Here is a 13,265-nt window from a genome sequence, read left to right as displayed (position 1 = left end):
AGCTGCGGCGGTCTTCCCACGGGAGGGCCGCCGTCGTGGTTTAAGCGCCCGGTAGCCGGCAGACGTTAGGCGCGTCCGCCCATGTACGGGAGAATTGCCACATGAGCGAGGAAAACCGCGTGACGGAGGAGAACGGCGCCCAGTGGCATGATGAACCCACGGATTACGCACAGATCGGCAAGCTGCCCCGCTACGCGGCCGCAAGCAATGACGAAAGGCGTGTCGCGAGTTCGCTGAGCATCACGGCCGCCGCCACCGAGCCCGAACTGCTGGACCTGCCGTGGCATACCGCGCTGGAGGACTGGCCCGCGGAGTACCTCGCGGCGCTCCCCCGCGGCATTTCGCGCCACATTGTGCGCTTCGCCCATCTGGGCGGGTCGGTGATCGCCATCAAGGAAACCTCCGAACACATTGCCCGCCACGAGTATCACATGCTGCGCAAACTGGCCCGGTTGGATGTCCCCTGCGTGGAGCCGGTGGCGGTCATTACCGGGCGCACCACCCCCGACGGCAGGCCGCTGAACCCGGTGCTGGTCACCCGGCACCTGAAGTTCTCCATGCCGTACCGGGCCCTGTTCTCCCAGATGCTCCGCAAGGACACGTTGACCCGGCTGATCGACGCGCAGGCCCTGCTGCTGGTCCGCCTGCACCTGATCGGTTTCTACTGGGGCGACGTCTCCCTCTCCAACACCTTGTTCCGCCGCGACGCCGGCGCCTTCGCCGCCTACCTCGTGGACGCCGAAACGGGTGAGCTGTATCCGGACCTGTCCACCGGCCAGCGGGAATACGATCTTGAAATCGCCCGGGTCAACATCGCCGGCGAACTGATGGACCTGTTGGACGGCGGCCTGATCGAGGACAAGGTGGACCCCGTCGCCACCAGTGAGCTCATCATGGAGAGCTACCGGCGGCTCTGGGCGGAGCTGACCGAGAAGGAATCCTTCGAGATCGGGGAGCGCTGGCGGGTCACCGCGCGGATCCGGCGGCTGAACGAGCTGGGCTTCGATGTGGAGGAATACGCCATCAAGACCACGCAAAACGGTTCCACCATCCAGCTTCAGCCCAAAGTCGTGGACGCCGGGCACCATCAGCGCCGGTTGCTGCGGCTCACCGGCCTCGATGTACAGGAAAACCAGGCACGGCGGCTGCTGAACGACATGGACACCTTCCGGGCAGACAACAACCCCGGAATGGACGAGGAGTACAGCGCACACCTGTGGTTGAGCCAGATCTTCGAACCGATCGTCAGAGCGATCCCCCGCGACCTCTCCGGGAAGCTGGAGCCGGCGGAGGCCGTGCACGAAATTCTGGAGCACCGCTGGTACATGTCGCAAAAAGAGAACCGGTATATCCCGCTGGCCGAGGCCGTGCAGTCCTACATCGACTCCGAACTGCGGCACCGGCGGGATGAGGCCGCGATCATGCTCAACCCGGACACCGAGCTGCTCAAGATCCTGGAAGTAGAGACCGAGGAATCCCGTTACGGCGCCGACGACGAGTACCCGGACTCCGACGACTGAACCGGTGGGGCCGGGGCCGGGCGCGGGCTAAATCGCCTTTCCGGGGTTCAGGATGCCGGCCGGGTCGAACAGTTCCTTGATCCGGTGCTGCAGTTCGCGCACCGGCTCCTTCTGTTCCAGTCCCAGCCAGCGCAGCTTGTACTGGCCCACACCATGCTCGCCGGTGATGGTCCCGCCCATCGCCAGGGCGACGGTGACGGATTCGTCCAGCGCCGCTGCAAGACGTTCGACGGCGGCCGGCACCCCGCCGGCTTCGGCGCCTGCTTCGGTCGCGCCGGCTTCAGTCGCGCCGGCTTCGGCCCGGTCCACCCAGAACGTGGGATGGAGATTGCCGTCGCCGGCATGCGCCACCACCTTGAGCTGCACAGCAAACTTCGCCGCCGTCGCCTCCAGCTCGGCAACATAGTCCACCAGCCGTGAGCGGGGCACGGCAACGTCCTCGCCCACCCGGTACTCGTCGTCCACTTCTACGCCGCGGCTGTTGCGGCGAAGCTCCACCAGCAGTTCGGCTTCGGCATTCGCCTCCATCGTCACTGTTGCCCCGCCCGCGGCCAGCACCGGACGAAGCGCCGCCGCTTCGGCGGCCGCACCGTAGCCGTCAGTCTGGATCAGCAGCAAGGAGCCGCCCCGGGCGGTGAGATCCGAGCCGTGGACGTCGTCCAGCTGGGCGAGGGAGCCGCCGTCGAGCAGTTCCATGATGGCCGGCTGGATGCGTGCCCGGCCGACAGCGAGGACGCCGGCGGCCGCGCCGCGGAAATCGGGGTAGAACGCCGCGATGGTGTGGACCTCACACGGGAGGTACCGCAGCCGGACGGTGATCCCCACCACGATTCCCAGAGTACCTTCGGACCCCACGAACAGCCCGGTGAGATCGTAGCCGGCCACCCCTTTGAAGGTCTGGTGCCCGGTGTGAATCAGGGTACCGTCCGCCAGGACGACGTCGAGCGCCAGCACGGAATCGCGGGTGACCCCGTACTTTGCGCAGCGCAGGCCGCCCGCATTGGTGGCGACATTGCCGCCGATGGTGGAGATCTTGTAGCTGGCCGGGTCCGGGGCGTACATCAGTCCGTGCGGTGCAGCCGCCGCGTTCAGTTCCGCGTTGATGACCCCGGGCTCGACGACGGCGGTCTCGTCATCGGGGTTGAGGGCCAGGATGCGGTTCATCCGTTCCAGGCTGAGCACCACGCACCCTTCGCTCGCGTGCGCGCCGCCGGACAGGCCGGTGCCGGCTCCGCGGGTCACCAGTGCTACCCGGCGGGCGGCGCAGGCCCGGACAGTGGCTTGTACATCCGCGAGGGAGTCGGCCAGGACCACGGCCAGCGGGAGCTGGTAGTCCAGCACCGGCGCCCGGTCCACTGCGCACGCCGCCAGGGTCGCGGCATCCACTGCGACCTTGTCCGCGCCCAGGGCCGAGGTCAGTTCCTTCACGATGCTCCGCACAGCCTTCTTCTCCTTGGTCGGGGGCGTCATCCGGCCTTCAGTCTAGGGCGCGAGGTCCGCGTTTACTCGAGGGCCGGTAGCGTGTTCGGCGCGGTCCGCTTTCAGGCGCCGGCGCCTCCCATGAAGCGGACGAACCGCTGCAGTACGCCGGGCCAGCGTGCCTCGCTCTCGTTACGGGTTCCGGCCGGGTCCTGGGCACCTTCCCAGCCGCTCTGCACGAGCCGCAACTCGGTCCCGTCTTCGACGGCACGAAAGGCAACGCGCAGCTCGGTGGACCAGAGGGCCTGCGCGCCGGGGTGCCAGCTGGCGTGGAAGGACAGCGGTGGCTGCCAGTCATCGATGGTGCCCCAGATGGCGGTCCTGCCATCGTCCGCGGTTTCCACGATGAGGTTCTCCTCGAACTCCACATAAGACCCGGCGCCGTAGACGCTGTATTCCGCAAGCGGCCACCAGAGGTGGGTGTGCTCGGTGAATCCCACGAATGCCCTGGCGACAGGACCGGGAACGAGGACGGTGCACACCACGGGTTCCAGGTCCGCCGAAGGTTCGGCGCCAGGCGCTGCGGCTGCATGGCTGAAGAGGTTGTCCATGGGCATCAACTCTACAAGGCCCCTTGTCCGCGAGCGGGTCGGGTGGTTAAAGGGGGAGAGCCTCCAACCTGGTGGTTGGAGGCTCTCGACCTAATTAGTGTCCGGCGGTGACCTACTCTCCCACACCCTCCCGGGTGCAGTACCATCGGCGCTGTGGGTCTTAGCTTCCGGGTTCGGGATGGGACCGGGCGTTTCCCCCACGCTATGACCGCCGTAACTCGTGCTCCGCACCGTTCCGGCCCCTGGGGGGGTGGTGGTGGGAAATCTGTGGGTTACAACATGTGGTGTTGTTATGTAGTTGTTGGTTCCTGCAACGTGCCCTGGTGTTGGGTTTGTTGTTTGGGAACCACATAGTGGACGCAAGCAGTCTTGTTTCTTTGTACCGCCCGTTGGTGGCAAACGCTTTTGAACCCGTTTGCCCCGGGTGGTGTGTGGTGTAAGTTATCGGCCTATTAGTACCGGTCAGCTTCACGAGTCGTTAGTCCTCGCTTCCACATCCGGCCTATCAACCCAGTGGTCTGGCTGGGGGCCTCTCACACACAAGGTGTATGGAAATCTCATCTCGAAGCGAGCTTCCCGCTTAGATGCTTTCAGCGGTTATCCCATCCGAACGTAGCTAATCAGCGGTGCACTTGGCAGTACAACTGACACACCAGAGGTTCGTCCGTCCCGGTCCTCTCGTACTAAGGACAGCCCTTCTCAAATTTCCTGCGCGCGCAGCGGATAGGGACCGAACTGTCTCACGACGTTCTAAACCCAGCTCGCGTACCGCTTTAATGGGCGAACAGCCCAACCCTTGGGACCTACTCCAGCCCCAGGATGCGACGAGCCGACATCGAGGTGCCAAACCATGCCGTCGATATGGACTCTTGGGCAAGATCAGCCTGTTATCCCCGAGGTACCTTTTATCCGTTGAGCGACGGCCATTCCACAATGTACCGCCGGATCACTAGTCCCGACTTTCGTCCCTGCTCGAGATGTCTCTCTCACAGTCAAGCTCCCTTGTGCACTTACACTCGACACCTGATTGCCAACCAGGCTGAGGGAACCTTTGGGCGCCTCCGTTACTTTTTAGGAGGCAACCGCCCCAGTTAAACTACCCATCAGGCACTGTCCCTGACCCGGATTACGGGCCGAAGTTAGATGTCCAAAGTGACCAGAGTGGTATTTCAACGATGACTCCACCCGGACTGGCGTCCGGGCTTCCACGTCTCCCACCTATCCTACACAAGCCACTCCGAACACCAATACCAAACTATAGTAAAGGTCTCGGGGTCTTTCCGTCCTGCTGCGCGTAACGAGCATCTTTACTCGTACTGCAATTTCGCCGAGTTTATGGTTGAGACAGCGGGGAAGTCGTTACTCCATTCGTGCAGGTCGGAACTTACCCGACAAGGAATTTCGCTACCTTAGGATGGTTATAGTTACCACCGCCGTTTACTGGGGCTTAAATTCTCAGCTTCGCCTTGCGGCTAACCGGTCCTCTTAACCTTCCAGCACCGGGCAGGAGTCAGTCCGTATACATCGTCTTGCGACTTCGCACGGACCTGTGTTTTTAGTAAACAGTCGCTTCCCCCTGGTCTCTGCGGCCCCGCCACGCTCCGGACAGCAAGTGTCCATCACGGTAGGGGCCCCCCTTCTCCCGAAGTTACGGGGGCATTTTGCCGAGTTCCTTAACCATAATTCTCTCGATCGCCTTAGTATTCTCTACCTGATCACCTGTGTCGGTTTGGGGTACGGGCGGCTAAAACCTCGCGTCGATGCTTTTCTCGGCAGCATAGGATCACCGGATCCCCCCATACGGGGGTCCCATCGGGTCTCAGGCATCATGAACGGCGGATTTGCCTACCGTTCGCCCTACATCCTTAGACCGGGGCAACCATCGCCCGGCCCGGCTACCTTCCTGCGTCACACCTGTTAATACGCTTGCCTCCCGGGATCAGGTCCCGCGCTCCACCAAAACCCTCACACCACAAGGGCGCTCGGGCAGGCTTCGGGCGGTTAGTATCCCCCGTTCAACATGGGCGGTTTTTCGCCGGTACGGGAATATCAACCCGTTGTCCATCGACTACGCCTGTCGGCCTCGCCTTAGGTCCCGACTTACCCAGGGCAGATTAGCTTGACCCTGGAACCCTTGATCATTCGGCGGACGGGTTTCTCACCCGTCTTTCGCTACTCATGCCTGCATTCTCACTCGTGTAGGCTCCACCGCTGGTTTACACCGCGACTTCACCGCCCACACGACGCTCCCCTACCCATCCAGACGCCTGAACCACAAGGGCTTAGCAAAAATCTGAATGCCACAACTTCGGCGGTGTACTTGAGCCCCGCTACATTGTCGGCGCGGAATCACTTGACCAGTGAGCTATTACGCACTCTTTTAAGGATGGCTGCTTCTAAGCCAACCTCCTGGTTGTCTTCGCAACTCCACATCCTTTCCCACTTAGCACACGCTTAGGGGCCTTAGTTGGTGGTCTGGGCTGTTTCCCTCTCGACTATGAAGCTTATCCCCCACAGTCTCACTGCTGCGCTCTCACTTACCGGCATTCGGAGTTTGGCTGACGTCAGTAACCTTGTAGGGCCCATTAGCCATCCAGTAGCTCTACCTCCGGTAAGAAACACGCAACGCTGCACCTAAATGCATTTCGGGGAGAACCAGCTATCACGAAGTTTGATTGGCCTTTCACCCCTACCCACAGCTCATCCCCTCCATTTTCAACTGAAGTGGGTTCGGTCCTCCACGACGTCTTACCGTCGCTTCAACCTGGCCATGGGTAGATCACTTCGCTTCGGGTCTAGATCACGCCACTGCAACGCCCTGTTCAGACTCGCTTTCGCTACGGCTTCCCCACACGGGTTAACCTCGCGACGTAACACTAACTCGCAGGCTCATTCTTCAAAAGGCACGCCGTCACCACAACACAGCAAGCTATGATGGCTCCGACGGATTGTAAGCACACGGTTTCAGGTACTGTTTCACTCCCCTCCCGGGGTACTTTTCACCTTTCCCTCACGGTACTGGTCCGCTATCGGTCATTAGGGAGTATTTAGGCTTATCAGGTGGTCCTGACAGATTCACACGGGATTTCTCGGGCCCCGTGCTACTCGGGATACCTCCCAGGCGGCATGACAGCATTTCGGTTACGGGGCTCACACCCTCTCTGGCCGGCCTTTCAAGACCGCTCACCTATGCCCATGCAACACACCCCACTGTCCCGGCAGAGACAGAACGGAAAGTCCCACAACCCCGACCATGCAACGCCCGCCGGCTATCACACATGGAACGGTTTAGCCTGATCCGCGTTCGCTCGCCACTACTAACGGAATCACTATTGTTTTCTCTTCCTGCGGGTACTGAGATGTTTCACTTCCCCGCGTTCCCCCCACGCACCCTATGTGTTCAGATGCGGGTCACCAGGTAACTCGCGCCCCTGGCGGGGTTTCCCCATTCGGACACCCTGGGATCACAGTCCGGTTATCGACTCCCCCAGGCTTATCGCAGATTCCTACGTCCTTCTTCGGCTCCTAATGCCAAGGCATCCACCGTGTGCTCTTAAAAACTTGACCACAAAAGATCAAGGAGTAATTCACGAGAGAACCACGAAACCAACCCCACACCCACAAGGGCATGGAACCAGATCCAGGTTCATATTCTTGGAAATTGCTTCTTATAAAAGATGCTCGCGTCCACTATGTAGTTCTCAAACAACAACCCCGTACCACACACCCCACCCACGTCAACGCGCGTGATCGATGCAGCCAGGAAACCAGAAACAAACCAGCCCCACAGCACCAACCAGGCCTCCCCCGAAAGGAAAACCCCGCCCATGCCATGGTCCTGTTGCCTCAGGACCCAACAGTGTGCCAAACACTAAACCGCCCATCCCCTCCCCGCACCGTTCCAGGACAACCCGCCCCCCGAAGGGAACAAGTGACCGTACTGGGTGCCGGCAGAAAACCAGCGGCCGCTATTTGTTGATATTCCACCCGTGAGCACCCGCCGCAGAACAATCGCCTGCGCAACGGGCCTACTCCTGACAACACCACCACACAGACATAACGCCTGGCGTGGTTGTTGTAGGTGCTCCTTAGAAAGGAGGTGATCCAGCCGCACCTTCCGGTACGGCTACCTTGTTACGACTTAGTCCCAATCGCCAGTCCCACCTTCGACAGCTCCCTCCCACAAGGGGTTAGGCCACCGGCTTCGGGTGTTACCAACTTTCGTGACTTGACGGGCGGTGTGTACAAGGCCCGGGAACGTATTCACCGCAGCGTTGCTGATCTGCGATTACTAGCGACTCCGACTTCATGGGGTCGAGTTGCAGACCCCAATCCGAACTGAGACCGGCTTTTTGGGATTAGCTCCACCTCACAGTATCGCAACCCTTTGTACCGGCCATTGTAGCATGCGTGAAGCCCAAGACATAAGGGGCATGATGATTTGACGTCGTCCCCACCTTCCTCCGAGTTGACCCCGGCAGTCTCCCATGAGTCCCCGCCATAACGCGCTGGCAACATGGAACGAGGGTTGCGCTCGTTGCGGGACTTAACCCAACATCTCACGACACGAGCTGACGACAACCATGCACCACCTGTAAACCGGCCACAAGTGGGGAACCTGTTTCCAGGTCTTTCCGGTTCATGTCAAGCCTTGGTAAGGTTCTTCGCGTTGCATCGAATTAATCCGCATGCTCCGCCGCTTGTGCGGGCCCCCGTCAATTCCTTTGAGTTTTAGCCTTGCGGCCGTACTCCCCAGGCGGGGCACTTAATGCGTTAGCTACGGCGCGGAAAACGTGGAATGTCCCCCACACCTAGTGCCCAACGTTTACGGCATGGACTACCAGGGTATCTAATCCTGTTCGCTCCCCATGCTTTCGCTCCTCAGCGTCAGTTAATGCCCAGAGACCTGCCTTCGCCATCGGTGTTCCTCCTGATATCTGCGCATTTCACCGCTACACCAGGAATTCCAGTCTCCCCTACATCACTCTAGTCTGCCCGTACCCACCGCAGATCCGGAGTTGAGCCCCGGACTTTCACGGCAGACGCGACAAACCGCCTACGAGCTCTTTACGCCCAATAATTCCGGATAACGCTTGCGCCCTACGTATTACCGCGGCTGCTGGCACGTAGTTAGCCGGCGCTTCTTCTGCAGGTACCGTCACTTACGCTTCTTCCCTACTGAAAGAGGTTTACAACCCGAAGGCCGTCATCCCTCACGCGGCGTCGCTGCATCAGGCTTCCGCCCATTGTGCAATATTCCCCACTGCTGCCTCCCGTAGGAGTCTGGGCCGTGTCTCAGTCCCAGTGTGGCCGGTCACCCTCTCAGGCCGGCTACCCGTCGTCGCCTTGGTGAGCCATTACCTCACCAACAAGCTGATAGGCCGCGAGTCCATCCAAAACCACAAAAAGCTTTCCACCCCCCACCATGCGATGAGGAGTCATATCCGGTATTAGACCCAGTTTCCCAGGCTTATCCCAGAGTTAAGGGCAGGTTACTCACGTGTTACTCACCCGTTCGCCACTAATCCCCCCAGCAAGCTGGAGATCATCGTTCGACTTGCATGTGTTAAGCACGCCGCCAGCGTTCATCCTGAGCCAGGATCAAACTCTCCGTTGAAGTAAAACAGACACACCATGCGCCCCCGGGAAAACGGGATGCACACAATGCACAAAATTTGAAACCAGCTGTAAAAACCATGCCATCCACTGGGTGGACAACACAGCCAAAACAACCAATCAATAAAACAATTGGTATCAACAAACTTGGCACACTATTGAGTTCTCAAACAACAGACACACCCGACACCACCCAAACCCAACGGTCCAGGATCGCTCCGGAGCAACTTTTCAAACTTACCCGCTCGCTTCGCCCGAGTCAAATCAGCGTTTCAAACCCGGCCTCGGCAGAGGCTCTTGGTTGTCTTAGCGGATCAACTCCGGGGAGCGGCGCGGAAATAAACTGTACCACCATCGGGGCCGACTGACAAAAGCCCATCTCCGGGCCATCCCCACGCGGCCGGACACCGACGGTGGCGGCCGCCGCCGCCGGAGCCTAGTCGATCAGCTTGAAGTAGGCCGCGGCCAACGGCGGCAGGGACACCTTCAGGCTGGCGGGCTGCCCGTCGGCGCCGTCGCCGGACGCCGTCAGGGTTCCCTCGTTGAGGACGCCGGATCCCCCGTAGGCTGCCGCGTCCGTGTTCAGGACCTCCTGCCACGAACCGGCGGCGGGCACCCCAAGGACGAAGTCATGGTGCGGCGCGCCGGAGAAGTTCAGCGCGCAGACCAGCGGGGTGCCGGCGGCGTCCCGACGGATGAACGTCAGGACGTTCCGGTCCGCGTCACCGCCGTTGATCCATTCGAACCCGTCCGGGTGGTTGTCCCGTTCATAGAGGGCCGGGGTGGAACTGTAGAGCTCGTTCAGGTCCTTGGTCAGGAGCTGCAGACCGCGGTGCGCCGGAATGTCGGCCAGCCACCAGTCCAGGCCGTACTGCTCGGACCATTCCGCTTCCTGCCCGAACTCGGTACCCATGAAAATCAGCTGCTTGCCCGGGTGCGCCCACTGGTAGCCCAGGAAGGCACGCAGGTTGGCGAGCTGCTGCCACCGGTCGCCCGGCATCTTGCGGAGCATCGAGCCCTTGCCATGCACTACCTCGTCATGGCTGATCGGCAGCAGGAAGTTCTCGGTATAGGCGTACACCATGGAGAAGGTGAGCGTGCCGTGGTGCCACTTACGGTTGTAGGGGTCCTCGGCCATGTACTTGAGCGAGTCGTGCATCCAGCCCATGTTCCACTTGATCCCGAAGCCGAGCCCGCCCTGGCTTGTCGGCGCGGTGACGCCCGGAAAGGCGGTGGACTCTTCGGCGATCATCACGGCACCGGGGTTCTTGCGGTAGACGGTGGCATTGACTTCCTGCAGGAAGGAGATCGCCTCGAGGTTCTCGCGGCCGCCGAAGCGGTTCGGCTGCCACTGGCCTTCCTGGCGGGAATAGTCCAGGTAGAGCATTGAGGCCACCGCGTCGACCCGCAACCCGTCGATATGGAATTCCTCCAGCCAGTACAAGGCGTTGGCCACCAGGAAGTTGCGGACCTCCCGCCGGCCGAAGTCGAAGATCAGGGTGCCCCAGTCCGGGTGTTCGCCCAGGTTCGGGTCGGAGTGTTCGTAGAGAGGGCCGCCGTCGAAACGCGCCAGCGCCCACTCGTCCTTGGGGAAGTGCGCGGGAACCCAGTCCAGCAGCACGCCGATACCGGCCTGGTGCAGTTCGTCCACGAGGTACCGGAACTCGTCCGGGTGCCCGAAGCGCGCTGTCGGCGCGAAGTAGGACGTGACCTGGTAGCCCCACGAGCCGCCGAAAGGGTGTTCCGCTACGGGCATGAATTCCACGTGCGTGAAGCCGAGCCATTTGACGTACTCGACCAGTTCCTTGGCCAGTTGGCGGTAGTCAAGTCCCACCCGCCAGGAGCCGAGGTGGACCTCGTAGACACTCATGGCGGCGTTGTGCGGATCCCGGGAAGCCCGGGCCTCCATCCACTCGGCGTCCTTGAACACGTACGAGGGCTCAACGACGCGTGATGCCGTCAGTGGCGGCACCTCCGTGCCGAACGCCAGCGGGTCGGCCTTCTCGACCCAGTAACCCTGCTGTGTCTTGATCTCGAACTTGTAGCACGCCCCTGCTAAAACGCCTGGGATGAACAGTTCCCAAACCCCCGAGGAGCCCAGGGAGCGCATCGAGAACTCCCGGCCGTCCCACCCGTTAAAGTCGCCCTTGACGCGTACGGCCTGGGCATTGGGAGCCCACACGGCGAAGGACACGCCGTCGACGTCGCCCAGGGCCGACTTGTAGTGCTGGACGTGGGCGCCGAGAACATCCCAGAGACGCTCGTGCCGGCCTTCGCCGATCAGGTGCAGATCCACTTCGCCCACGGTCGGAAGGTAACGGTAGGGCTCGTCGGCCTGCTGGGGTTCTTCGCCCTCGTAGGTGACTTCGAGGCGGTAGTCCGGGACGTGGCCTTCCTCCGCGGGGTCCAGCACAGCCACCCACACGCCGCCGGACTCGTGCGTCATCGGGTGGCTGCCGGTCGCGGTCACGACGGAAACGGCTTCCGCGAGGTGCTTCACGGTGCGGATGGTGACGTGCCCGTAGTCGTCGAGGTGCGCGCCGAGGACGGAATGCGGCGCGTGGTGCTCACCGGCGGCAACCCGTGCGAGGGTCTCCGCGTCCACGGGCATCGGGACACCGGGTCGATCGGTACGTGCTGAGCCTGTCATATTGTTACCTTCCGCTTCGGTGCCGGCGGACACGCCGGCACCTGTACTGCCGAGGAGACGACGGGATGCGTTCACCGGGATGGCGAGCCAGTCCGGTCTGTTCCGTAGTTCGTACACAACTTCATAAAGAGCCTTGTCCAGCCACAATGCCACGAACAGGGCTGAACCGCGGTCGATGGCGCCCGGGGTGACTTCGGCGTAGCCGGCCAGGAACGCCCCGGCGCAGTCATCCACCCAGCCTGCCGGGACGACGGCGTTGCCGTATTCACGGACTGCAGCGCCCGCGGCGTAGTCGAACGAGCGCAGCATGCCCACGACGTCACGAAGGGGCACGTCGGGAAAGTTGCGTTCGGAGATGGGCCGCAGCGGCTCGCCCTCGAAGTCCAGGATGGCCCAGCGCTCCGGCGTTTGCGCGCCGCCGGGGACCTGCAGGATCTGCCCGAGGTGCAGGTCCCCGTGGATCCGTTGCAGCGGCCCCGGACTTGTCCCTTCGAGCCGGGCCAGGAGAGCCTCCAGTTCGGCGTCGTAGGGTCCGACGGCGGCGCGGGCTTCGGTCCAGGACTGCCGGACCCGCCGGGCGACGCCTGGGGCGATGTCGCCGCCCGGGACGGTCTCGGCGGAAGTCCCCAGCGCCTCGGCCAACCTCCGGTGCACCGTGGCCGTCGCGTGACCCAGGGCGTGCGCCTCGGCGGTGAAATCCGTGCCGGTGCTGGCGGCGTCCACCGCCAGGCGCCAGGCATCCCGGCCGTCGGCGAGGAATTCGTGGGCCACGGCGAGTTCTCCGCTGGCGCGCTGGTCAGGTGCAGCGTTCGGGCCGTTCCAGCTGCCGGTGACCCAGCCGAGGGTGGCTGGGACTTCCGCGGTGCGCGCGGCGGTCAGTGCGGCGCCGATCTCGACCTCGGGATTCTGGCCGGCTGAGAGCACGCGGAAGAATTTGAGGATCGCGGCTGACCGGCCGTCGTCCACAATCACCGAGGTATTGGATTGCTCCCCGGAGAGGACCTTGACCGTGCCGGTGGCGCGGGGCAACGGGTAGTCCGATTCCACCAGGTGGCCGGCGGCACCGTCGCCGGTGCTCGTGCGGGCCCGCATCAGGTCCAGCCAGGCGGCGATGAAGGCGGGGTCGTGGACGCCGTCGTACACCCAGCGGGATGCCTCCGGCCGGCCTGCCGGGACCTCGCCGAGCAGCGCGGCGTCCGCGCCGGGGCGCGGCTGCGGGCGCACACTCAAGGGGACCTGCACGACGTCGGTGCGGCTCCCCTCTGCGGTCGGATAGGTCACCGCGAGGAGCAGGACCTCGAGGGCGGCACCGTCCGCCGAGAGCGCGGCGAGGTCCACCCTTCCCACCGGCACGTAGTCGAAGGTGGCGCTCTTGACGGGGAACCACCGCTGGCGGGGCAGCCAGGAGCGGAGCAGGACATCCAGCGCTGGGGACAGGGACAGGGTCAT

General features: G+C 62.5%; 4 protein-coding genes and 3 rRNA genes. 1 reads left to right on the top strand and 6 read right to left on the bottom strand.

Features of this window, described 5'->3' with window-relative positions; translation table 11 throughout:
* Nucleotides 1–119 precede the first annotated feature (119 nt).
* Nucleotides 120–1,520 carry a DUF4032 domain-containing protein gene (locus AC3ANP_RS08565; RefSeq protein ID WP_488333002.1) on the top strand — a complete coding sequence of 467 codons (1,401 nt, stop codon included), beginning with the start codon at nt 120–122 and terminating at the stop codon, nt 1,518–1,520.
* 27 nt (nt 1,521–1,547) lie between these two features.
* Here the strand turns inward: AC3ANP_RS08565 and AC3ANP_RS08560 are convergent, their stop codons facing one another.
* From AC3ANP_RS08560 to AC3ANP_RS08535, 6 genes are all read right to left on the bottom strand, one after another.
* Nucleotides 1,548–2,990, bottom strand: coding sequence for an FAD-binding oxidoreductase (locus tag AC3ANP_RS08560; RefSeq protein WP_488332886.1), 1,443 nt, complete (start codon nt 2,988–2,990; stop codon nt 1,548–1,550).
* A 71-nt stretch (nt 2,991–3,061) separates the two neighbouring features.
* A complete protein-coding gene (locus AC3ANP_RS08555; RefSeq protein WP_488332885.1) occupies nt 3,062–3,550 on the bottom strand; it encodes an SRPBCC family protein in 489 nt (162 codons plus the stop codon).
* A 99-nt stretch (nt 3,551–3,649) separates the two neighbouring features.
* Nucleotides 3,650–3,766 (bottom strand): 5S ribosomal RNA (gene rrf, locus AC3ANP_RS08550).
* A 215-nt stretch (nt 3,767–3,981) separates the two neighbouring features.
* Nucleotides 3,982–7,117: ribosomal RNA gene (locus AC3ANP_RS08545) — 23S ribosomal RNA — on the bottom strand.
* A gap of 525 nt (nt 7,118–7,642) precedes the next feature.
* Nucleotides 7,643–9,167 (bottom strand): 16S ribosomal RNA (locus tag AC3ANP_RS08540).
* Together the 16S, 23S and 5S rRNA genes form the textbook arrangement of a ribosomal RNA operon.
* Nucleotides 9,168–9,602: 435 nt before the next feature.
* Nucleotides 9,603–13,265, bottom strand: a complete 3,663-nt coding sequence (locus AC3ANP_RS08535) for a 1,4-alpha-glucan branching enzyme (RefSeq protein WP_488332884.1) — start codon at nt 13,263–13,265, stop codon at nt 9,603–9,605.

The sequence above is a fragment of the Arthrobacter sp. JB02-1C genome (assembly GCF_057748045.1).
This window is presented reverse-complemented; position numbering and strand designations above follow the sequence as displayed.